Source organism: Metabacillus schmidteae (assembly GCF_903166545.1).
In the GTDB taxonomy this organism is placed as follows: Bacteria; Bacillota; Bacilli; order Bacillales; family Bacillaceae; genus Metabacillus; species Metabacillus schmidteae.
The window spans coordinates 3,620,524-3,642,437 of record NZ_CAESCH010000001.1 but is presented as its reverse complement, the minus strand read 5'-3'; the positions used below and the strand labels follow the sequence as shown (position 1 = coordinate 3,642,437).

The following is a 21,914-nucleotide window of genomic DNA, read 5'->3' as shown; positions in this document are numbered from 1 at the left end:
TTCTAGTTAATTCCTCTTTATTTGCGAACGTTTATTCGCTAAAATAGAAAACAAAAGCTATATACAAGTAAAAGGTGGATATAATGGAATTCAGAAAATCATTAGAAAGTATTCTTCATTTATTAAAAAATAAACAAGAATTCAATGAGCAAATTGTACATTGGCATACAATCCCTCCTAAAGCGGCTGAAGTTATCAATTTTCCGCCTGATGTTGATCCGCGCTTAAAAGGTGCATTGGAAAAAAGGGGTGTTTCTCAATTATATACACATCAGTACGAAGCATATCAGTTAGCGAGACAAGGTAAAAACTTTGTTGCTGTAACACCAACGGCATCCGGTAAAACGATTTGTTATAATCTTCCTGTTTTACAGCAAGTATTAAAAGAAGAAAACAGCAGAGCTCTTTATTTATTTCCAACCAAAGCATTGGCTCAGGACCAGAAATCGGAAATGAACGAAATAATTGAAGAAATGGGTGTTCAGATTAATTCCTATACATATGACGGAGATACATCACCTGCTATTAGACAAAAGGTTAGGAAAGCAGGTCATATTGTTATTACAAATCCTGATATGCTTCATTCTGCTATTTTGCCGCATCATACAAAGTGGGTTTCTTTGTTTGAAAATCTTAAATATATCGTCATTGATGAATTGCATATTTACAGAGGGATATTTGGAAGTCATGTTGCAAACGTCATTCGCCGCCTAAAACGAATTTGTGAATTTTATGGAAGTAATCCACAGTTTATTTGTACGTCTGCAACAATAGCAAACCCGCAGGAATTAGCTGAGACCTTAACTGGAACGAACATGAATTTAATATCTAGAAATGGAGCACCTTCGAGTAAAAAGCATTTCATCTTTTATAATCCACCTATAATTAATATGCCATTAAATATTAGAAGAAGTGCTACCTTAGAGGTAAGAAGGCTTGCAGGTGAATTTTTGAAAAATAAGATACAAACGATCGTGTTTGCCCGTAGTCGTGTGCGAGTTGAAATTATTTTAACTTATTTACAAGAATTGATTAAAAACGAGCTTACAAAGAAATCAATCCGGGGATATCGAGGAGGATACTTACCAAAGCAAAGAAGAGAAATTGAAAAAGGACTTAGAAATGGCGAGATATTAGGGGTTGTCAGTACAAATGCATTAGAATTAGGTGTAGATATCGGAAGTCTGCAAGTTTGTATCATGACTGGCTACCCGGGAACCATTGCAAGTGCATGGCAACAAGCGGGAAGAGCCGGCAGAAGACAAGGAGAAGCTGTTATTTTGATGGTTGCAAGCTCCAGCCCTCTTGATCAATATATTATTCAAAACCCTCGCTATTTCTTTGAACAAAACCCTGAAACAGCGATAATTAATCCAGATAATTTAGTTGTTCTAGTTGATCATTTAAAATGTGCAGCTTTTGAATTGCCGTTTCGGGATGGAGATACATTTGACGGACTGGAGCTGGAGGATATTTTGCAGTTTCTGGCCGAGGAACGAGTGTTGTATTACAATAACCAAACATATCATTGGATGAATGATTCCTTTCCGGCTCACAACATCAGTCTTCGTTCTGCCTCACAAGAAAATGTGATTATTATAGATCAATCTGATATTTCACATGTAAAAGTAATTGGTGAGATGGATCGCTTTAGTGCAATGACTTTACTCCATGATGAAGCCATCTATTTACATCAGGGCGTGCAATTTCAAGTTGAGAAACTGGATTGGGAAGAGAAGAAAGCGTTCGTTAGAGAAGTAGATGTTGATTATTTTACCGATGCAAATTTAGCTGTACAATTAAAGGTTCTTGAAGAGGATTTAACATTTGAAAAGAACCATATTGTTTTTGGTTATGGAGATGTGACAGTTCAAGCAATGGCAACCATCTTCAAAAAAATCAAATTTGATACACATGAAAATATTGGTTCAGGGCCTATTCACCTGCCTGAGGAAGAGCTTCATACAAATTCTGCTTGGTTAAGCTTGCAGTCTACTGAGATTCAGGAATTAACTGAAAAACGGATAGAGGAATCATTAATAGGTGTAGCAAACGTCTTACAGCACGTTGCTCCGTTAAAGGTCATGTGTGATCCATCTGACTTACATGTTGTAGCTCAAATTAAGGCTATACATAATGGTAAGCCAACTATATTTTTGTATGACCGATATCCGGGAGGTGTAGGTCTTTCAAAAAAAATCTTTGAAACGATGAAACCCGTGCTCTCAGAGGCTTTGAACTTAATTGATAAATGTCCATGTTATTCGGGCTGCCCTTCATGTATAGGTGTAGAAGGTTCATCTGAAACAATGAAAAAAGATGCTTATTTTCTTTTAAGCATATTAAAGGATGAAGCAAATGTCATTAAAACATAAACTGAATCGATTAAAAAAACATGTCGTTCGTGAGGAAGAAGGAGTCATTACTGAAAAAACAGCTCAAGATCCAAATGTACAACTTTGGAAGGATTATCAGACATCTGTTTTCTCTTATGATGGACAGCATTGTTTGATCAGAGAGGTTGTATATCCTCTTGATTATCAACACGGACATTATAAATTAAGAGAGTTTAACGAAGTTGTGGCAAAATGGAATGAAAGTGATCTAAATCATCCCCTCTCTTCCAGGTATCACCTTCCAAGTGAATTGTTTTTCTTTGATACAGAAACGACTGGGTTAGGAGGGGGCACGGGAAATACGATATTTTTATTAGGCCAAGCTCAAGTGTTGGATGATTGTGTCATTGTTAAACAACATTTGTTACCAAAGCCGGGAAATGAAGTTGCTCTCTATCAAAGCTTTTTACAGGGAATTAATAGTAAGACTCTTGTTACGTATAACGGAAAAGCTTTTGACTGGCCACAAGTAAAGACAAGACATACATTAATTCGCGAAAAGGTGCCGAGTCTGCCTCCTTTTGGTCATTTTGATCTATTTCATGCTTCACGTAGATTGTGGAAAAATGATTTGGAATCTGTAAAACTTTCAAAAGTAGAAAGTGAGATATTGGGAATTCATCGAGAAAATGATATCCCTGGATTTTTAGCACCGATGATCTATTTCGAATTCGTCAAACAGCAAAATCCGGAAATTATTACGGGTGTTCTTAAACATAATGAGATTGATGTTTTATCACTTATCACGTTATATATTCATCTTTCTACTAAAATACTGGATATAAATAGTAAAACGACGAACTCTGAACACTATGAAATTGCAAGGTGGCTAGAGTATATAGGTGAGAATGAATCTGCACTCCATGCATACACTTCATTTGTTAAAAAAGAATCTCCTCAGGAACCTAAGGCAAAGTTTGCTTTATCACTTTTATACAAAAAGCAAAAGAATTGGAAACAAGCTGTAAAGCTCTGGGAAGAATTAGTGAGAGGTTCAAAATCAAAAGAGGTTTCTTTTAAGGCTGGAATAGAATTAGCAAAATTTTATGAGCATCATGAGAAAGATTTTGTAAAAGCAATGGAGTTTACAGATATGTTGACACGAATAGTAAATGAATGCAGTGAGTTGAATGATTTAATGCCGCTTAAGGATGTTGTAAAAAGGAAAGAGAGAATTATAAAGAAATATGAAAAAAATATTGCCCGGGCAAGCGCAAAAAATGAGTAATTTCGCCATTTTTTTGACAAAACTTTGAATTTTTTAGAAAGTTGTAAATAAGAATTGTAGGTTTATAGGGAACGATGTAAAATAAGGGACTGTAGTTCAATATTTATCAAGGGAGAAGAACAGCATGTATAAAAGTGTTTTATACTTATTTTTCATCGTAGTTGTATTAACAATGGTCATTCTTACTAACTTTAAAGACAGCTTTTTTACGTTTCTATAAAAATTAGGTTTTTGTATTAGTACATGTATATACCTTTCATCATAGGCTAAAAGTGTAAGACATGATAAAAGATGAAAGGAGAATGCTATATGCATTGTAGACCTAAAGTTATGGCACCAATTGTACACCCAACAAAATGTTGTGTTAATAATACGTACTCTGAAACAATCGTACCACACATTCATCCACAACACACAACAACTGTAAATCATGAATTTTATAAACACCAACACTATTTCCCTCAAACACAATCTGTACAAAATGAGGTTACACACCAACATTTTAACGTGTACGGTCCAACACCAGGTTTCGGACCAGGACCAGGAGCAGGTCCAGGCTTCGGACCAGGACCAGGACCGGGTTTCGGTCCAGGACCATTTTTTAGATAATAAAAAGGAACTAAGGAGCTGAAACCTGGCTCCTTCCCTTTTTTAAGCAATAATCTAGTTCAGTTACAGTTAAACATTCCTTTTATTAAGAGATTAATGACAGGTTTATAACCTCAGAAAAGAGAGAAGTATAATACATGTAATGATATCTTCGTCATAATTAGAAAAACAGTTCGTATAATGTAAAGGTGATTGAATGAAGGTTTTAACCATTTCAGGGTATAAATCCCATGAATTAGGTATTTTTAAACAAGATGATAAAGCTGTGGAGTATATTAAAAAGGCAATTGAGAAGTCATTGCTTGGATTTTTGGATGAGGGATTAGAATGGGTGCTCATAAGTGGTCAAATGGGTGTAGAGTTATGGGCAGCAGAAGTTGTTTTCGAACTTCAGTTGCAATTTCCAGAGTTAAAGCTTGGCATTCTAACACCTTTTCTAAATCAGGAATCAAAATGGAATGAAAGCAACCAGGAATATTATGAATTTATTCTTTCTCAAGCAGATTTTGTAGACAGTATCACAAAAAGAGAGTACGAAAGTCCAATACAATTTAAACAAAAGAATCAATTCCTTGTTCACAAAAGTGAGGGCTTATTACTTGTGTATGACGAAGAAAAAGAAGGAACTCCTAAATTTTTGTTAGAAACTGCAAGAAATAAACAACAAGTAACATCCTATATGATCAGTACAATTAACTTCTTAGATTTACAAAGTGTAGTCGAAGAAGAAACATTAAAAAATAATGATTTCTGGTAAAAAATTAGGTGTTTTACTAAAATTTAAAAGATAATGAAATTGACAATTTACATAATATCTGAAAAAATATAAATTGAGGACTTCGCTATAATGAGGTGAAAGAAATGCTTGCTGATAAATTAAAATTAACAGCTAAAGAAATCTTGGAAAAAGAATTTAAATCAGGTGTTCGAGGTTACAAACAAGAAGAAGTAGATAAATTTTTAGATCTCGTTATAAAGGATTATGAAACATTTCATCAAGAATATGAAGATCTGCAGCAAGAAAATTTACGCTTGAAAAAGCAGTTAGATGATACATACAAAAAACAAACACCTGTACAAACAAATACAACAAACTTTGATATTTTAAAACGATTATCAAATTTAGAGAAACATGTTTTTGGCAGTAAATTGTACGATTGATTCACTAATTATTTCCACTTGTTTTGTATGAGATGATTAGGTATACTTATATTACTGTTTCGTTAATAACGTTCAGGTAATTGCTGCAGTCTATAGGGCTGTAGAGGAAAGTCCATGCTCGCACGGTGCTGAGATGCCCGTAGTGTTCGTGCCTAGCGAATTCATAAGCTAGGGCAGTCAAGTTCGCTTGGCTGACGGCAGGGAAAAGACCTAAGTCCAATCGGATATGGTCTGAATACCTTGAAAGTGCCACAGTGACGAAGTCTTACGAGAAATCGTAAGAGTGGAACGAGGTAAACCCCACGAGCGAGAAACCCAAATTATGGTAGGGGCACCTTCTTGGAGGAATTGAACGAAGAGAAGGACAAAAGCTGAATTGCTTTTGTAGATAGATGATTACCGCCTGAGTACGAGGTTTTTTGCCGTTTGTAGTACGATGGAACAAAACATGGCTTATCGAACGTTATTTGAAATCAGTATGAATTGATAAAGAACAGGGGGCTGATTATTTCAGCTCCTTTTTATTTAGAATATTTTATTGGTATTACTTGGTTATATGTGAAGAATATGGTCGAGGATATAAGATGAATACATGAAAAAAGCTGCATAAGGTAGGGTTGATAATGAAAAATATAACACTAATAGCAACCTCGGCAATGGGATTAGAAGCCATAGTCGGGAAAGAAGTAAAGGATTTAGGATATGAGTGCACAATTGAAAATGGAAAGGTAACTTTTGAAGCTGATGAGCTAGCAATTTGTCGTTCAAACCTTTGGCTACGAACTGCAGACCGTATTAAAATAAAAGTAGGAGAATTTCAGGCAAAAACATTTGATGAGCTGTTTGAAAAAACAAAAGCATTAAATTGGGGAGATTATCTTCCGGAAAACGCTGAGTTTCCCGTAATTGGAAAATCGGTAAAATCAACATTAGCCAGTGTGCCTGATTGTCAAGGAATAGTAAAAAAAGCAATAGTAGAAAAGATGAAATCACACTATAAAACAACAGGCTGGTTTAATGAAGATGGTCCTTTGTATCGGATTGAGGTGGCATTATTAAAGGATGTTGCAACAATAACAATTGATGCAAGTGGTACCGGATTACATAAACGAGGATTTCGCATAGAGCAAGGTGGTGCTCCATTAAAAGAAACATTAGCGGCCGCACTTGTACTTTTGACAAGATGGACGCCTGACCGACCATTTGTAGACCCTTTTTGCGGTTCTGGTACGATTCCGATTGAAGCAGCACTTATCGGACAAAATATTGCTCCTGGATTTAATCGGGAGTTTGCTTCTGAAGCCTGGGACTGGATAGGCAAAGATAAATGGGACATGGCTAGACAAGAGGTTGAGGATAAAGCGAAATATGATCAGAAGCTTGATATTCTTGGTTCTGATATTGATCATAGAATGGTCAATATTGCAAAAGGGAATGCAGAAGAAGCCGGTTTTGGAGATATCATCTCATTTAAACAAATGCAGGTGAAAGATTTTACCACGACAAAAGAATTCGGTGTAATCGTCGGTAATCCTCCATATGGAGAACGCTTAGGTGAAAAAAGAGAAGTTGAGCACATGTATAAAGAGATGGGACAGGCTTTTTCTAATTTAGATACGTGGAGTATTTATATGCTGACTTCACACGAAGACTTTGAACAGTTTTATGGTAAACCTGCCACAAAGAAACGAAAACTCTTTAATGGTTTTATTAAAACAGATTATTATCAATATTGGTCTAGTGTTCGACCACCAAGAAATAAATAGTCTCAATGAAAAAAATTTGATAAAATCAAATCTAATGAAAAGGAGGTGGCCGGTTTGACATCATTAACAGATATTTTAGGACCTAAATATTTTGATCTCGAAGCAGCACGGGTGGACGCTAGTCCAACAGAGATCATTATTACAAATGATGAAGGGACTACATATTATATTGTAACACCTGAAGACGTAACAATTGATTTAGAAGAACATGGATTTAAAAAAGTAGAAGAATAAATCGTATTTCATTTAAAAGAGGGATTCAACTATAACGTTCGAGTCTCTTTTTTATACTTTAAGAAAGTATAATCATATTAAAGGATTAAAGTATAAGAAAAACTAAGGCTTTCACCGTTTGGAATTTGGCGATAAGCCAAGTTTTTCTAATGGAAATAGTTTTGATTTATCCCCTCCTACACTTGAGAATAAATTTCCTTCAATTCGTTCATTATAATATTTGGATATATTCAATAAAAAATTATGGAATATATTATCATTTTTGGATTATATATAAATATCCATATTATTCCCTAGAAGGAGGGGCAGAAATTTGTACGGTAATCACGATTTTCATCTTATAAATAAAGCGTTAACTTCAACTAAAAAGTCGTTAGAAACTGAAATGGGGAGTGAATCAGAGGCTGTAATTCAAATTGGTCAAGCGAAAGAAGATATGATTCGAGCTTTATCCCATGTAACTTCAATAGACCATCAATTAATTTTTGAAACAATGTTCGATCAAGTCAAAGATTTTTAAGTGTAGCCAAAGTTGGCTACTTCTTTTTTTTGAGAAAGATTGGAATGTGTAAAATGGTTACAGAAATGTATGTATCTAATGAATTGATGCAATTTAATTGACTTTTTTTCTAAAAAATATAATAATTATTATTTGCGATTAATTTGAAAATGAAATATGGAGGTAGCGTATATGGTAACATCACGTTTGCCTTTTACCATATCAAAGGATGAGAGCTTTTACCAAGCCTTAAGCAATTGGATAGGAGATGTATTTTACGATATTCTTCCTGAAAAAGGCTTTGAGTTGAGGGATGAACAAATTTTTATGGCTTTTCAACTAGAAAAAGCATTTCAAGAAAAAAAAGTCATGTTCGCTGAAGCAGGGGTAGGGACAGGAAAGACAATTGTATACCTGCTTTATGCTTTATCTTATGCTAGATATACTGGTAAACCGGCAATTATTGCTTGTGCAGATGAAACATTAATAGAACAACTAGTTAAACAAGAAGGCGATATTGCCAAATTGTCTAAACACCTAGATATTAATATGGATGTCAGGTTAAGTAAAACACATAGTCAATATCTTTGCTTAAATAAATTAGATGAAACAATCAAGAAAACGGGAGACGAGAAGTATCTAGATCTATACCAATCACTTCCTGACTTTGTCCATGAAACAGGAGGAATGCAGAAATTTTCAGCATATGGAGATCGTAAGGAATTCGGACATCTCTCAGATGAAGAGTGGGAAAACGTAGGTTGGGACCCTTTTCAGGACTGTTTCACATGTTCACAGAGACATCGCTGTGGGCTAACTTTGTCACGTGATTATTATCGCAAAGCAACCGACATCATTGTTTGCTCACATGATTATTTTATGGAACATATTTGGACATATGAATCCCGGAAGCGGGAAGGGCAAATACCGTTACTTCCAGAATATAGTAGTATTGTATTTGATGAAGGACACCTACTTGAATATGCTGCTCAAAAGGCCTTAACATACCGTGTAAAACAGAGCACTTTGCAAATATTCTTAGAAAAATTATTGCAAAATGAAATTCGCGAAGAACTTGCCTATTTAGTTGAAGATGCACTTGCGGTTAATGATATGTTTTTTGATGATTTAAAAGAATGTACGAGCAGTGTTGAAGGTTCCAATCGCTTACGTATTGACCGAAAAGGTAAACTTCAAGAAACAGCGCTTAACTTGCAACGTAAGTTGTCTGAAATTAGTGAGGCACTTGTATTTGAAGGAGAACTATATACAATTGGTGAATACGAGTTGAAAATTGTAGAAGAATTTATTGATCAAATGGAATACTCACTTTCTCTATTTAATAAAAACACAAATGCAGTAAGCTGGGTTGAAGAAAAAAGTGAGGACTATACATTAGTCATTATGCCTCGAAAAGTAGAGGAAGTTTTAAAGGAAAAAGTCTTCTCGAAAAAGATCCCTATTGTATTCTCTTCTGCAACTTTATCAGAAAATAAATCATTTGATTTTATTTCTGATAGCTTAGGAATTCAAGATTATTTATCACTATCTGTTGAATCTCCTTTTGAATATGAAGAGCAAATGAGCATCCAAATGATGATGCGCGAAAACTCAGAAAATAAATTTGATATAACGATTCAAGAATTAACAAAATCTGAAGGAAGAGGATTAGTTCTCTTTCGATCATTTCAAGAATTAAAGTGGTTCAAGAATAAAGTTTCAGAAATAAGCTTTCCATTTCCAATCCTTTTTGAAGGGGATAAAGAAATTAGCTCTCAAGTAAAGGAATTCCAGGTAAATGAACATTCTGTCCTTTGTGCAGTAAATCTTTGGGAAGGTCTGGATATTCCGGGTCCTTCTCTATCAAATGTTGTAATTTGGTCGTTGCCATTTCCGCCGGACGACCCTGTATTTGAAGCAAAAAAATCTGATAAACATGACCCATATAAGGAAGTTGATATACCTTATATGATACTAAGATTACGACAGGGGATTGGAAGACTAATTCGTACAAGTAGTGACAAAGGCAGCATTTCTATTTTTTATATGGAACAAGACAAAGATGTATTATCAATGATTGAATCAGTTCTGCCTGTAAAACCGTTAATAAAAAACTAAAAAATTCTTTGTATAAAATGTTTTTTTATTGAATGGAAAAAGATACAAAAGCTTAATAATAATAAAAAACATAAACTTCCCCCTGAAAGGATTACCAGGGGGAACTAGTCTTTTATAAAGTCTGAATTATCTTGTTATTACATAGAATAATATATACATAAAACCAACATCATTTCTGTGGGAGTGAGAAAAATGAGTCAATTGGAACAAGAGTTTTTAGACTACATAAAAAAAATGCAATCATACGAAGAAGCAATTAATGTTATGTATTGGGATTTACGTACAGGTGCACCTAAAAAAGGTGTTCAGCAACGATCTGAAGTGATTGGAATGTTATCTACAGAGGCATTTGAAATGCTTGTATCAGATCAAATGAATGAATATTTAACAGCATTGTCAAGTGAAGGGGTTTATGAAAACCTCCAATTTATGACTAAAAAAGCAATTGAGATCCTGAAAAAAGAATACAGAAAAAATAAAGTTATTCCAGCTGAGGAATATAAAGAATATGTTATTCTTTGCTCTAAGGCCGAATCAATCTGGGAAGAAGCGAAAGAAAAATCTGATTTTCAACTATTTGCACCATATCTACAAAAGCTAGTAGACTTTAATAAGAAACTAATTAATTATTGGGGATATGAGGGAAACAAGTATAATGCCCTTTTAAATGAATATGAGCCAGGAGTAACTGTAGAAACGTTAGATCGTGTATTCGCACAGGTTAGAGATCGAATCGTACCTCTCGTAAAACAGATTTCAGAAACATCAATAAAACCCAATACAGACTTCATCTTCAAAAAGTTCCCTAAAGAAAATCAAAAACAACTAAGTGAGTTTTTCTTAAAGGAACTAGGGTATGATTTCGAAGCAGGTAGACTAGATGAAACAGTACATCCATTTGAAATAACACTAAATCGAAATGACGTACGTGTAACGACGAAATATGATGAACAGGACTTCCGTACAGCTATTTTTGGTACAATTCATGAATGTGGTCATGCGATATACGAGCAAAATATTTCAGAAGAGTATGAAGGGACATTACTTTGTAGTGGAACCTCAATGGGAATTCATGAGTCACAATCTTTGTTTTATGAAAATTTTGTCGGCAGAAATAAAGGGTTTTGGCGCCGCTATTTTGATAAGTTAAAAGGATCTTCAGAGGAACAATTTAAAGACATAAGTCTTGATGAGTATTATGAAGCAATAAATGAATCTAAGCCTTCCTTAATTAGAATTGAAGCAGATGAATTAACATATTGTCTTCACATTATCATTCGTTATGAAATTGAAAAAGCGTTGTTTAACGATGACATTTCTGTTGAAGAACTACCTCGTATATGGAATGAGAAATATGAGGAATATTTGGGTGTAACTCCACCAAATGATGCTAAAGGTGTATTACAGGATGTTCATTGGTCAGGAGGGAGCTTTGGCTATTTTCCTTCATATGCATTAGGCTATATGTATGCTGCGCAAATAAAAAACGCTATGATGAAGGATCTACCTAACTTTGATGAACTTATAGAAGCAGGTCAATTTGGGGAAATAAAAGATTGGTTAATATATAAGATTCATAAATTCGGCAGAACGAAACAACCTTTAGAAATCATGAAAGATGTAACTGGAGAAGAATTAAATGCACAATATTTAATTGACTATCTCGAAGAAAAATATAGTAAGATTTACCATTTAACATAAGTTGGTTTGAAATTTTCCGAATATTCAATTGAATAAAAAATAAAAAGTTCGTGTTTTTAACGAAAAACCCTTGAAAATAACAAAAATATTGGTATAATTTTTATTAATTGCATAGCACTCATATAATCGTAGGGATATGGCCTACAAGTTTCTACCGAGCAACCGTAAATTGTTCGACTATGAGTGGAGTTATTTGTTGCTTTTAGTATTGATTATAATACTTAAATTGATGGCGACATTGCTTCCACTTTTAGTTGAAGCAATGTCGCTTTTTTGTTTTTATTTTTAATTTATTAAATATAGCTAGGTTTTATCCTTTTGTTTGCCTAGTTAAAGAAGATTAATTGTTAAAAATCGTTAGGAGGACACAAAATAAATGAGACTACTAAGAGAAAAAATTGAAGAAGAAGGTATCGTTCTTTCTGACGGTGTATTAAAAGTTGATTCATTCCTAAATCATCAAATTGATCCAGTTTTAATGAAAGAAATAGGAATTGAATTTGCGCGTAGATTTAAAAATGATGGTGTCACAAAAATTGTGACAATTGAATCTTCTGGTATATCTCCAGCAGTGATGGCTGGATTGGAAATGGGAATCAAGGTTGTCTTTGCTAGAAAGAGAAAATCATTAACATTAACCAATAATCTCCTAGTCTCTTCTGTTTATTCATTTACAAAACAAGAAGAAAATACTATTGCTGTTTCTGGTCAGTTCATAAGCCCAGAAGACCGCATCCTTATCATTGATGATTTTTTAGCAAATGGTGAGGCTGCAAAAGGACTAGTTGACATTGTCAATCAATCTGGTGCAACTGTTGCTGGTGTAGGAATTGTGATTGAGAAATCCTTCCAAAAAGGAGCAAAAGAATTAACGGATTTAGGGTATCGAGTAGAATCTTTAGCAAAAATAGCTTCTTTAAAAGAAGGACAACTTAGCTTTGTTGAACAACTTGAGGAGGTAACATCATGAAACAAACAGCTAAAAATATTTCACTAGGAATTCAGCATGTACTGGCAATGTATGCAGGTGCAGTTGTCGTACCGCTAATTGTTGGTAGTGCTATTGGTCTATCAGGTTCTCAATTAACTTATCTAGTGGCTATAGACATTTTTATGTGTGGAATAGCTACATTTTTACAAGTTTGGAAAAATCGCTTTTTTGGAATTGGGTTACCAATTGTTTTAGGTTGTACGTTTACGGCTGTAGGACCAATGATCGCGATAGGCAGTGAATATGGTGTTTCTTCCATATATGGAGCTATTCTTGCCTCAGGCTTAATTGTTATCTTAATTTCTTCAATATTTGGAAAACTAGTAAAGTTTTTTCCACCAGTTGTTACAGGTTCCGTTGTTACAATTATAGGGATTACGTTAATTCCTGTTGCAATGAACAATATGGCAGGCGGGGAAGGAAGTCCTGATTTTGGTTCACAAGAAAATTTACTTTTAGCGTTTGGTGTCCTTATTTTAATTATACTTTTAAATCGTTTCTTTACAGGATTTGTACGTGCTATATCTATCTTAATCGGAATTATGGCAGGAACTGTTGCGGCAGGCTTTATGGGAATGGTTGATCTTCAACCTGTTCAAGAGGCTTCTTGGTTTAATATTGGAAAGCCGTTTTATTTTGGAACACCTACTTTTGAATTGACGCCTATTTTAACGATGACGATTGTAGCGGTCGTTAGTATGGTAGAGTCCACAGGCGTATATTTTGCATTAGCAGATATTACTAACAAAAAGATTACTGAGAAAGACTTGGCGAGAGGTTATCGTGCAGAAGGTCTGGCTTATGTGTTAGGTGCGATTTTTAATGCATTTCCTTACACTGCATTTTCACAGAATGTAGGTCTTGTTCAAATGTCCGGAATCAAGACAAATCGAGTGATTTACATTACAGCTATGATGTTAATTGGTTTAGGGCTAGTTCCGAAAATTGCTGCATTAGCTACAATTATTCCATCTTCTGTTTTAGGCGGAGCAATGGTTGCGATGTTCGGTATGGTTGTGGCATATGGCATTAAGATGCTTGGGCAAGTTCAATTTGCAACACAAGAAAACTTACTGATTGTTGCATGTTCTGTAGGATTAGGACTAGGTGTAACCGTTGTACCTGAAATGTTTGCAGGTCTTCCGGAATCAGTTAAAATTCTAACGAATAGTGGAATTGTGGCAGGTAGTGTTACGGCGATCATCTTAAATATTATCTTTAATATTATTCCATCACCTTCAAAACAGAAAAAATCAGAAGAGACAGTTGTTCAAAGTCAGGCTTCATAATAAAAGATTATCTTCAATATCAAGAATTAATTCTGATTAAGATAAAATTTAAATTATTTTTTAATAGTATTAGGTATTTTGCCTGTAGTGTGTTATGCTTTAGCTAACCATTTAGTACCTTTTACATGTTTAACCTTCACCCCATTCAGTAATGAATGGGGATATTTGTGCATTTTTTATTCATTATTTAAATAAAATAAAAAAGGACTCCTTAATGGAGCCCTCAGTAATTATGCTTTATTAACGTTAGTTGCTTGAAGACCGCGTTGACCTTGCTCAGTGTCAAATGTAACTTTTTGACCTTCTTCTAAAGATTTAAATCCTTCGCCTTGGATAGCTGAGAAATGTACGAATACATCATCTCCACCTTCAACTTCGATGAAACCGAAACCTTTATCTGCGTTAAACCATTTTACTGTACCTTGTTGCATAATTATTGCCTCCTGAGTGGATCTAGTCCACAATTTAATACTATAGTTGTTCAATTAGATATCAAAGGCGAAAAGTTTAAATACTTCTTCTTTTCCTTACAGACCGAACAAAAATAATTCTTATTCATCTTAACAGATAATATCTGGAAAAGCAAATAGATATGTAAAGTGCTTTCTCAATATTCATTTTTAACATATGAATATTGAGAGAGCATTTTTTGTTTTTTAAATAAATCAAGGGTTGAAGTAGAAAAACTACGGGATTGTGAAATACTGATAAAATCTAAAAAAGGAGGCGTATTGGTATTGAAAGATCATGAAAAAGTTAGGTCAATAAGTGAATATCAATTGATGAAACAGTTGAAAGAGGAAAAACATGAATTAGTAGAAGTATCAGACTTATCAGAGCTGTCAGACCCGATCCAGACTCAAAATGCAATAAATGATGAGGAAAAGCAACAAATACAAACGACAGTGAAGAATATGTCTCAGTTATGTGGTTGGGTACTATATGATCATGTTGTAATGAGAAACTGCATAAAGCTTATATTTGTTCACCCGGATTATTCGGAAAACAAGGAGATCGTGATTCAAACGGATGATCAAAATCGGTTATTAATTACAGCAGATGAGGAAGGTTACTTTTAAAAACTGTTCTCGTTAGGTTACTTTTGAAAAATTAGTCATGAAGGCTGATGCAAGCCAATAGAATTTTTGTAAAAGTAATCATAGGGAGAATAAGATGAGAGTAAAAGAGCTGAGAGTTACTAAACCAATTTCTGTAGAAGTGTTTATCCAACTGGCAAACCTTGCAAATAAGTTTGAATCAGACATTTATGTGATCGGACCTAATTATAAAATTGATGCCAAAAGCTTAATGGGATTATTAGCCACAGTACGAATTGATGATCAAATTACTATCCTAACTAGTGGAGAAGATGAGGAGGAAGCAATAAAAGCGTGTATCCATTTTTTAAATTAAATTTTTAGTTTTTATTCACCTTGTCCTTAATCGTTGAATACGATATAAAAACAACGATAACGAGGTCAGGTGAAATGACATGAAGACAAAACTGATCAATTGGTTTGAAAAAAGAAAAAAAGTTCATCAAGAAAAGATGATGAAACTTGGTAAGTGTCCTGATTGTCGTGGTTATGGAGTTGTCATTGTACCTATACACTATGCCGGAAGTAATATAGAATGTTATAAATGTAATGGAACAGGAAAATTTTCTGAATGGGAAAAAAATAAAAAATAATGAGAAGGACAGTCCCTTACGAAATCTCTATGGAATGACATTAGTAAAATGTATTCCTGGATTCTGCAGGAACTGTCCTTTTTTAGTTCACATACATTATTTCTCTAGAAGCCGTTCTTTTTGATCTTGGTATTCTTCTTCTGAAAGAATCTCTAAATCATATAGCTCTTTTATTTTCTTTAATTTTTCAAAATTGTCAACTGCAGAATCGACCCTTTGATTTTTTACCTCTTCAACTTTGATCTCAATCATTTCTTTTAATTCATAAGCGAGCTCTTTTTCTTGTTTAGAAAACTCAATTGCATACATATGTTTTTCTTTTTTATTTTCACCTGGACCACAGTCGATTACGATATTTCCATTAGACGCAAAACCCGGTTCCTTTAAGGTAACATTCAAAATGTTTTTAAACTGGAGTAATTTTCCTTTATTAAATTTACCAAGAAATCTATTTTGAATGATTTCAATACTATTTTGGTACATGTATACAGTTGTTTTACTTCCTTTTTTAAACGTGTATTCTTTAAATGCTAATTCAGCCACCGTTTTTCCCCTTTTCTATTCATCATACAAATTTTATAAAAAAGATTTGTCCACGCAGAGACAACATAAACTGCTTTTATTTTACAAAATTTTTAACTAAATTTCATCGCTTTTACGATTAAAATTTTGTAACGAATATTAAAAAAGCAAAAATGCCTTAAACAAACATGTTTAAAAATCAGCCATTAGATCGATATTAAGGAATAATAAGGAATAATGAGGTGATGAATTGGATTTTCTACGTGGGATAGCAGATTGGAAGCAAGCAAGAGTAGAAAAAGTGCATACTGATATGGAGTCTTTGGGGAGATGTCCAGATTGCAGAGGCAGAGGCTTTACTTCATCTTTTACAAGTGTTTATTTACCACCTACATATGATGCTATTTTTGATTGCCCTGGTTGTAATGGCAGCGGTCAATATGAGGACTGGAATGGAAATAATGCTTAAGTAAGTACCGTATTAAGGGTATTATTACTGGTATTGAAAACAAGTGACTATCTGGCATAGGATCTTTTCATTTGAGTAAAAATAGATGTGCTTCACAAAAAAAGTGAGGGGGAGATCTTCAGAATGAAATGGCATAAGCAGCTTTTATTAAAATTACAGGAAAGAAGCGGAAAGAAAATTGCGCTAGCGATAGACACATCAACTAAACAAACGAATACATTACTCATTCAGAATATAGTTAAGCTGTTTGGTGAGGTTGCCCCTCATTCACTTTTAGTGCAAGCAGATTTTAAAATTAGAAACATAACGCCAATAAAAGAAGATAAAATAACGTATTACACTCATGGAAAGTCGTCTTACACCGAAGTATTAGAATGGGCTGATCAAGAAAAGATCGATACTCTATTTTATATTACGGATGTAACGGGCTATTTTTATGAAGAATTAAAAGTGAATTGTGAAGTATTTTGGTTAGTTCCCGATGAATTTGTTCCAAAGGTTCCTTTCGGTAAAGCAATTCGTGTTGCTTAGAAAGAATTAATGAGGCTGATACAACAATTCAGCCTCTGCTTGGATTTAAAGGAGAGAATATAATGACAGGGGATATGATCAAAGAATTTACTGCAAAAAATGGAGAAAAGGTAATGCTTAGACCTGTTCAAATAGAAGATGCAGAACAGATCATTCATGCTGTTGCTCAAATTATTAAATCTGGCGCTTACATTCAGAAAGAATCTGCACGCAGTTTAGCAGAAGAGCAGAGATTTATTGAAAATATGATTCAATTAGATAATATGTATGTTGCTGCAGTCCTAAATGATGAAATAGTAGGCATTGCCCGTGTAATTAGAGGAGAACTTGAAATGAAACGACATACCGGGTTATTTAGAACATGGTTAGTCCAGTCAGCTCAAGGGAATGGTATAGGCTCCGAACTCATGAATTATACAATGAAATGGTGCAGGATTCATCAATTACATAAGTTATGTTTAACAGTATTTGCTTCAAATGGATTGGCCCATAAATTGTATGAACGATACGGTTTTATACAAGAAGGTGTTCAGAAGGAGCAAGTGAAAATTAATGGTTTGTATGATGACGAAATTTTTATGGCTTATTTTTTCAGTAAAAATGAATAGATCATAAGCTGTCTATTTTTATTTAAATCATCATTTATGACTGCAAGCGTATTTCCAGAATTTTCAGCGGTGAGTATTTCTTGTGTATGTTATATAATGAAAGAGCACAACAACAACTCCTTTAAAACGTTGCTTTTCCCCATTTCAAGGGAAAGGCTTTTTTTTTATACATATATAAAGATTCAGTTTTTTTAAGACTTAATAGAACGATATTTAAGGCAGAACATTACCTGCTTTACTAACTTCATATTTGTTGGCGATTTCATTAATCTTTTCATATAGTTCCGGAAATTTGCCGTTTCCAAGGAATACACCTTCAAAGAATCCATAATGATTCCGAACAAGGAAGAAATATAAATATGGTACTTCAAAGAACCATTTAATTTTTTTATGTAAAATATCAATTAACACAATTGAAAATGAGATTTAGCTTTTATAAGAAACCAACAGGATATACGGGACGCCATGTCGAATAATTTTGATTTAGAGAAAAGAGCTTAAAGTAATAATTAAGAATAGCTTTTATATATTTAGAACCAAAATTAGTGAAAAAGGTGGAACTTATGATGGAGCTTTATAAAAGTGGTGAAGAATTAGCTTATGAGATCAGGCAGACAAAAATTTATGGAGAGTCTATTGCTTTTTGGAATTTAGGGCAAGCGGGAATTCTCATAAAAGGAAAAGAAGAGGATGGATTGCTTTGTATTGATCCTTATTTAACCTGTAGTATTGAAGTGAAAAACCCAGAGACTGAATTTAAGAGAGCGTTTCCACCGGTTATTGACCCGGCAATGCTCCAAGAGGTAGACGGGGTATTAGTTACACACGGCCACGACGATCATTTGGATGTTCCCAGTTTAAAAGAGATTGCTAGAGTCTCTGAATCTAGCTTTGGGATCCCGGCACCGCTAGTCACGTTAGTACAAGAACAACTGGAAGCTAAATCTATACATCCAACCAAAGATGGAGATTCGTTCATGATGAAAGGATTTAAGATCACACCCATTGCTGCGGCGCATACAAATTATGAAACTGATTCTTTAAAAAATCATGTTTTTTTAGGTTATTTAATAGAAGTTAATGGAATTCGAATCTATCACAGCGGGGATACAATCGTTACATCTGAACTGATTGAAAAAGTAAAAAATATAAAACCTCATGTTGCATTCTTACCAATAAATGGGTCAGACTATTTCCGCACATCAAGGGGAATAATCGGAAACATGAGTTTCAGAGAAGCAGTGGACTTTTCCGCTATGGTTGGGATCGACCTCATTGTACCGATTCATTATGATATGTTCCCGAATAACCGAGAAAATCCTGCCTATTTTGTTGATTACTTATTTCATCACTATCCTTACCAAAAATTTCATATGATGGTTCCAGGTGAAAGGTTTATTTACCATAAATAATTGATTATTGATAAGGTAAGGAAGAGATGATAAGTTTGAAAAAACAAAGCACCCTCATAGTGAAGAATTAAGGGTGCTTTGTTTTGTCTAGGTATTCATATGTAAAGGTCGAATAGGTAGATGATTAAGGCAGAACATTACCTGCTGCACGAAAGATTTCATACCATTCCTCACGCGAAAGATGAATATCACTTGCCTTACAGCAATCCTTTAACCTGTTTACATTCATCGTGCCGATAACTGGTTGCATATTTGCTGGATGGCGCAATAGCCATGCAATTGCAATCGTCGTATTGCTAACTTCATATTTGTTAGCGATTTGATTAATCTTTTCATTAAGTTCCGGAAATTTATCATTTCCAAGGAATACGCCTTCAAAGAAACCATATTGAAAAGGAGACCAAGGCTGTATCGTGATATCGTTTAGTCTGCAGTAATCTAAAATGCTGCCATCTCTATTAATAGCAGAATCATTTTCCATGTTCACATTAAAGCCATTTGAGATCATGTTTGCGTTAGTAATACTTAATTGCAGCTGGTTTGCCACTATCGGTTGTTTAACTGATTTTTTTAGAAGCTCAATTTGCATCGGGTTTTGGTTGGAAACTCCGAAATTACGTACTTTACCTGAACTTTCAAGCGTATCAAAGGCCTCCGCCACTTCTTCTGGCTCAACTAATGTATCTGGACGGTGAAGAAGAAGAACATCTAGGTAATCAGTATTTAATCGTTTTAGAATACCGTCAACAGATTCTAATATATGTTCTTTTGAAAAATCGAACATTCCTTTTCGAATACCACACTTCGATTGCAGAAAGATTTTCTCACGAACATCATCATTCATATGAATCGCATCTGCAAAAATCTCTTCACACTCTCCACCACCATAAATATCAGCATGGTCGAAGAAGTTAGCACCTAATTCTAATGCTGTTTGAACAAAGTTCTCTGCTTCGTTTTTTTCAAGTGAATTGATGCGCATACACCCGACAGAAATGGCAGGTAATTCTAATTTGCTGTTTCCAAGTTTAATTGTTTTCATTACTATACTCTCCTTTTTTTTATAAAGTACTCGATTGAAGGTCAGTTTCATGGATGACATGAATTCATAAATAAAAACTTACTCACTTTGAAAGAGACATTCCTTCATCACCGTCATCAACCATAGTCTGAAACAATACTCACCTAAAGTAATAACCTGTTCATTCAATTATGCTTATTATCCAATGTGAAAAATAAGGCATTTTCACTGGTTCCGCACATATGGTTATTCAAATGACTGAGTTAGATCCCTCCATTGTTTAAAAATACCTGATGCCACATTAAAGTATTATTCATTACCTAAATTTATTTTAATAAACCAGGGGAAATATTTATAGTACTGAATTTTTTTAAAGATACTTACCGTAACGTTACTTACTATATAATGTTTATTTCACTAATCTAAAAGGTTCATTGTTCGTAGAATATTAAGTTTTTGCTTAAAAATACTGAAATATAAGATTATAATGTTCTAAGAGATAAGTATAATAACTAAGGAAGAATTTTGCGAAATAGATAGAGATCGATGATTATCTGTAAAAAAGAAAGCGTTTAAAACACCTAGAGCAATGAGGCTTAAATTTCAACAAGTCACATATGTCACCTTAAAAGAATGAAAACAAAGGAGTATAACACATGAATACATTAAAAGAACCCTATGATTTTCCGGTACGGGAAAACACAAAAAGTTATCTTGAAATCTTAAATGTAGAAACGGGTGAAAAAAGAACGTTAGCAACCTTTAATCAGGTTATCGAAGCACCAAATTGGACTCGCGATGGCAGGCTTATATATAACAGTGGAGGGTATATCTACTCCATTGACATGAATACACTCAAAATTAATGTAATTGATTCGGGGTTCGCTACTTTTTGTAATAATGATCATGTCTTGGCTCCAGACGAATCTCACATTGCAGTAAGTCATCATACTTTTGAAGATCGTCAATCGCGCATTTATATTTTCCCGATGAAGGGTGGTAATCCGACTCTTGTTACACCGATGGCACCCTCGTACTTGCACGGTTGGTCACCTGATGGTCATACATTAGCTTACTGTGCTGAACGGAACGGACAGTATGATATCTATACAATCCCGACAAGCGGCGGGGTTGAAAAACAGTTAACTAACCTCCCGGGACTTGATGATGGTCCAGAATATTCTCCTGACGGTAAGTATATTTGGTTTAATTCAACACGTTCTGGATTAATGCAAGTTTGGCGTATGAATGCTGATGGCAGTGAACAGACGCAAATGACATTTGAAGAGAGCAATAACTGGTTTCCTCATGTATCTCCGAATGGCGAAAAAGTAGTGTATCTTGCATATCGTAAAGGGGAGGTTGAACCGGGAGATCATCCAGCTAATAAGGAGGTTGAGTTACGAATCATGTCAAGCTCCGGCGTTAAATCCCGTCTACTTCTAAAGCTGTTCGGGGGACAAGGTACAATCAATGTGAATTCTTGGTCTCCTGATAGTAAACAGATTGCATTTGTGAGATATGAGCTCAAATAAATGATAAATGTTGAAATATAGATCGAAAGACTAATAGTCTTCTTTATACAATCAAGGCTTACTTCATAAAAAGGAGTAAGCATTTTTATTTTCAAAAAGACTGCTCTAGTTTTGAAAGTGATTTGTTATAACTT

At 34.3% G+C, this 21,914-nt stretch carries 23 protein-coding genes, 1 other RNA gene, 1 pseudogene and 1 riboswitch; of the genes and pseudogenes, 21 read left to right on the top strand and 4 right to left on the bottom strand.

Going from position 1 to position 21,914, the window contains the following annotated elements:
- Window positions 1–83: 83 nt before the first annotated feature.
- The 13 genes from HWV59_RS17700 to HWV59_RS17640 all read left to right on the top strand — a co-directional run bounded on the left by HWV59_RS17700 (window position 84) and on the right by HWV59_RS17640 (window position 13,992).
- Window positions 84–2,375 carry a DEAD/DEAH box helicase gene (locus tag HWV59_RS17700; protein WP_175639677.1) on the top strand — a complete coding sequence of 764 codons (2,292 nt, stop codon included), beginning with the start codon at window positions 84–86 and terminating at the stop codon, window positions 2,373–2,375.
- Entirely contained in the window at window positions 2,359–3,624 is a 1,266-nt protein-coding gene (locus tag HWV59_RS17695; RefSeq protein ID WP_175639676.1) for a ribonuclease H-like domain-containing protein, read from the top strand. The genes HWV59_RS17700 and HWV59_RS17695 overlap by 17 nt, the downstream gene beginning before the upstream one ends.
- A gap of 309 nt (window positions 3,625–3,933) precedes the next feature.
- Complete coding sequence (locus HWV59_RS17690) at window positions 3,934–4,233, top strand: CotD family spore coat protein (RefSeq protein ID WP_175639675.1); 300 nt, start codon at window positions 3,934–3,936, stop codon at window positions 4,231–4,233.
- Window positions 4,234–4,429: 196 nt separating this feature from the next.
- A complete protein-coding gene (locus tag HWV59_RS17685) occupies window positions 4,430–4,990 on the top strand; it encodes a DUF1273 domain-containing protein (protein WP_175639674.1) in 561 nt (186 codons plus the stop codon).
- Window positions 4,991–5,094: 104 nt separating this feature from the next.
- Window positions 5,095–5,394: a cell division regulator GpsB gene (gene gpsB, locus HWV59_RS17680; RefSeq protein WP_102229163.1), complete on the top strand. Its 300-nt coding sequence runs from the start codon at window positions 5,095–5,097 to the stop codon at window positions 5,392–5,394.
- A gap of 68 nt (window positions 5,395–5,462) precedes the next feature.
- An RNA gene (gene rnpB, locus HWV59_RS17675) (RNase P RNA component class B) lies at window positions 5,463–5,855 on the top strand.
- Window positions 5,856–6,017: 162 nt separating this feature from the next.
- Entirely contained in the window at window positions 6,018–7,160 is a 1,143-nt protein-coding gene (locus tag HWV59_RS17670) for a THUMP domain-containing class I SAM-dependent RNA methyltransferase (protein WP_175639673.1), read from the top strand.
- 54 nt (window positions 7,161–7,214) lie between these two features.
- Window positions 7,215–7,394 carry a hypothetical protein gene (locus tag HWV59_RS17665; protein WP_175639672.1) on the top strand — a complete coding sequence of 60 codons (180 nt, stop codon included), beginning with the start codon at window positions 7,215–7,217 and terminating at the stop codon, window positions 7,392–7,394.
- 313 nt (window positions 7,395–7,707) lie between these two features.
- On the top strand, window positions 7,708–7,914 hold the full coding sequence (locus HWV59_RS17660) for a hypothetical protein (RefSeq protein ID WP_175639671.1): 207 nt from the start codon (window positions 7,708–7,710) through the stop codon (window positions 7,912–7,914).
- Window positions 7,915–8,085: 171 nt separating this feature from the next.
- Window positions 8,086–10,011 (top strand): ATP-dependent DNA helicase, encoded by a 1,926-nt coding sequence (locus HWV59_RS17655; RefSeq protein WP_175639670.1) that lies wholly within the window; start codon window positions 8,086–8,088, stop codon window positions 10,009–10,011.
- A 192-nt stretch (window positions 10,012–10,203) separates the two neighbouring features.
- Window positions 10,204–11,712 (top strand): carboxypeptidase M32, encoded by a 1,509-nt coding sequence (locus HWV59_RS17650; protein ID WP_175639669.1) that lies wholly within the window; start codon window positions 10,204–10,206, stop codon window positions 11,710–11,712.
- Window positions 11,713–11,810: 98 nt separating this feature from the next.
- Window positions 11,811–11,912, top strand: a riboswitch (purine riboswitch).
- 176 nt (window positions 11,913–12,088) lie between these two features.
- Entirely contained in the window at window positions 12,089–12,682 is a 594-nt protein-coding gene (locus tag HWV59_RS17645; RefSeq protein ID WP_175639668.1) for a xanthine phosphoribosyltransferase, read from the top strand.
- A complete protein-coding gene (locus tag HWV59_RS17640) occupies window positions 12,679–13,992 on the top strand; it encodes a nucleobase:cation symporter-2 family protein (RefSeq protein ID WP_175639667.1) in 1,314 nt (437 codons plus the stop codon). The genes HWV59_RS17645 and HWV59_RS17640 overlap by 4 nt, the downstream gene beginning before the upstream one ends.
- Before the next feature lie 230 nt (window positions 13,993–14,222).
- Here the strand turns inward: HWV59_RS17640 and HWV59_RS17635 are convergent, their stop codons facing one another.
- Window positions 14,223–14,423: a cold-shock protein gene (locus HWV59_RS17635; RefSeq protein ID WP_026562009.1), complete on the bottom strand. Its 201-nt coding sequence runs from the start codon at window positions 14,421–14,423 to the stop codon at window positions 14,223–14,225.
- 306 nt (window positions 14,424–14,729) lie between these two features.
- Here HWV59_RS17635 and HWV59_RS17630 point away from each other — a divergent pair, with 306 nt between their 5' ends.
- The 3 genes from HWV59_RS17630 to HWV59_RS17620 all read left to right on the top strand — a co-directional run bounded on the left by HWV59_RS17630 (window position 14,730) and on the right by HWV59_RS17620 (window position 15,682).
- Complete coding sequence (locus HWV59_RS17630; RefSeq protein WP_102229155.1) at window positions 14,730–15,071, top strand: hypothetical protein; 342 nt, start codon at window positions 14,730–14,732, stop codon at window positions 15,069–15,071.
- Window positions 15,072–15,165: 94 nt separating this feature from the next.
- Window positions 15,166–15,405: an HPr family phosphocarrier protein gene (locus tag HWV59_RS17625; protein ID WP_175639666.1), complete on the top strand. Its 240-nt coding sequence runs from the start codon at window positions 15,166–15,168 to the stop codon at window positions 15,403–15,405.
- 79 nt (window positions 15,406–15,484) lie between these two features.
- Window positions 15,485–15,682: a methionine aminopeptidase gene (locus HWV59_RS17620; RefSeq protein ID WP_102229153.1), complete on the top strand. Its 198-nt coding sequence runs from the start codon at window positions 15,485–15,487 to the stop codon at window positions 15,680–15,682.
- Window positions 15,683–15,778: 96 nt separating this feature from the next.
- On the opposite strand, the gene HWV59_RS17615 is transcribed toward HWV59_RS17620, so the two are convergent.
- Window positions 15,779–16,225, bottom strand: a complete 447-nt coding sequence (locus tag HWV59_RS17615) for an SHOCT domain-containing protein (RefSeq protein WP_175639665.1) — start codon at window positions 16,223–16,225, stop codon at window positions 15,779–15,781.
- Window positions 16,226–16,454: 229 nt separating this feature from the next.
- On the opposite strand from HWV59_RS17615, the gene HWV59_RS17610 reads away from it, so the two are divergent.
- The 3 genes from HWV59_RS17610 (at window position 16,455) to HWV59_RS17600 (ending at window position 17,812) form a co-directional block, all read left to right on the top strand.
- A complete protein-coding gene (locus HWV59_RS17610) occupies window positions 16,455–16,673 on the top strand; it encodes a methionine aminopeptidase (protein ID WP_175639664.1) in 219 nt (72 codons plus the stop codon).
- A gap of 123 nt (window positions 16,674–16,796) precedes the next feature.
- Window positions 16,797–17,204, top strand: coding sequence for a VWA-like domain-containing protein (locus tag HWV59_RS17605; protein WP_102229150.1), 408 nt, complete (start codon window positions 16,797–16,799; stop codon window positions 17,202–17,204).
- Window positions 17,205–17,266: 62 nt separating this feature from the next.
- Window positions 17,267–17,812, top strand: a complete 546-nt coding sequence (locus HWV59_RS17600; RefSeq protein ID WP_175639663.1) for a GNAT family N-acetyltransferase — start codon at window positions 17,267–17,269, stop codon at window positions 17,810–17,812.
- Window positions 17,813–18,049: 237 nt separating this feature from the next.
- On the opposite strand, the pseudogene HWV59_RS27125 reads toward HWV59_RS17600, so the two are convergent.
- A pseudogene (locus HWV59_RS27125) lies at window positions 18,050–18,142 on the bottom strand (aldo/keto reductase); the annotation flags it as partial.
- Between the two features lie 236 nt (window positions 18,143–18,378).
- On the opposite strand from HWV59_RS27125, the gene HWV59_RS17595 reads away from it, so the two are divergent.
- Window positions 18,379–19,224, top strand: coding sequence for an MBL fold metallo-hydrolase (locus HWV59_RS17595; protein ID WP_175639662.1), 846 nt, complete (start codon window positions 18,379–18,381; stop codon window positions 19,222–19,224).
- 124 nt (window positions 19,225–19,348) lie between these two features.
- On the opposite strand, the gene HWV59_RS17590 is transcribed toward HWV59_RS17595, so the two are convergent.
- Window positions 19,349–20,266, bottom strand: a complete 918-nt coding sequence (locus HWV59_RS17590; protein WP_102229148.1) for an aldo/keto reductase — start codon at window positions 20,264–20,266, stop codon at window positions 19,349–19,351.
- 635 nt (window positions 20,267–20,901) lie between these two features.
- On the opposite strand from HWV59_RS17590, the gene HWV59_RS17585 reads away from it, so the two are divergent.
- Window positions 20,902–21,780: a TolB family protein gene (locus HWV59_RS17585; protein ID WP_102229147.1), complete on the top strand. Its 879-nt coding sequence runs from the start codon at window positions 20,902–20,904 to the stop codon at window positions 21,778–21,780.
- Window positions 21,781–21,914: the final 134 nt, after the last annotated feature.

Bases quoted from the DNA above. Each gene is read 5' to 3' on its own strand.
- HWV59_RS17700 (WP_175639677.1), top strand. From the start codon at position 84: ATGGAATTCAGAAAATCATTAGAAAGTATTCTTCATTTATTAAAAAAT.
- HWV59_RS17605 (WP_102229150.1), top strand. From the start codon at position 16,797: ATGAAATGGCATAAGCAGCTTTTATTAAAATTACAGGAAAGAAGCGGA.
- HWV59_RS17650 (WP_175639669.1), top strand. From the start codon at position 10,204: ATGAGTCAATTGGAACAAGAGTTTTTAGACTACATAAAAAAAATGCAA.
- HWV59_RS17645 (WP_175639668.1), top strand. From the start codon at position 12,089: ATGAGACTACTAAGAGAAAAAATTGAAGAAGAAGGTATCGTTCTTTCT.
- HWV59_RS17595 (WP_175639662.1), top strand. From the start codon at position 18,379: ATGGAGCTTTATAAAAGTGGTGAAGAATTAGCTTATGAGATCAGGCAG.
- HWV59_RS17585 (WP_102229147.1), top strand. From the start codon at position 20,902: ATGAATACATTAAAAGAACCCTATGATTTTCCGGTACGGGAAAACACA.
- HWV59_RS17620 (WP_102229153.1), top strand. From the start codon at position 15,485: ATGAAGACAAAACTGATCAATTGGTTTGAAAAAAGAAAAAAAGTTCAT.
- HWV59_RS17640 (WP_175639667.1), top strand. From the start codon at position 12,679: ATGAAACAAACAGCTAAAAATATTTCACTAGGAATTCAGCATGTACTG.
- HWV59_RS17590 (WP_102229148.1), bottom strand. From the start codon at position 20,266: ATGAAAACAATTAAACTTGGAAACAGCAAATTAGAATTACCTGCCATT.
- HWV59_RS17625 (WP_175639666.1), top strand. From the start codon at position 15,166: ATGAGAGTAAAAGAGCTGAGAGTTACTAAACCAATTTCTGTAGAAGTG.
- HWV59_RS17655 (WP_175639670.1), top strand. From the start codon at position 8,086: ATGGTAACATCACGTTTGCCTTTTACCATATCAAAGGATGAGAGCTTT.
- HWV59_RS17635 (WP_026562009.1), bottom strand. From the start codon at position 14,423: ATGCAACAAGGTACAGTAAAATGGTTTAACGCAGATAAAGGTTTCGGT.
- HWV59_RS17670 (WP_175639673.1), top strand. From the start codon at position 6,018: ATGAAAAATATAACACTAATAGCAACCTCGGCAATGGGATTAGAAGCC.
- gpsB (WP_102229163.1), top strand. From the start codon at position 5,095: ATGCTTGCTGATAAATTAAAATTAACAGCTAAAGAAATCTTGGAAAAA.
- HWV59_RS17695 (WP_175639676.1), top strand. From the start codon at position 2,359: ATGTCATTAAAACATAAACTGAATCGATTAAAAAAACATGTCGTTCGT.
- HWV59_RS17690 (WP_175639675.1), top strand. From the start codon at position 3,934: ATGCATTGTAGACCTAAAGTTATGGCACCAATTGTACACCCAACAAAA.
- HWV59_RS17600 (WP_175639663.1), top strand. From the start codon at position 17,267: ATGACAGGGGATATGATCAAAGAATTTACTGCAAAAAATGGAGAAAAG.
- HWV59_RS17685 (WP_175639674.1), top strand. From the start codon at position 4,430: ATGAAGGTTTTAACCATTTCAGGGTATAAATCCCATGAATTAGGTATT.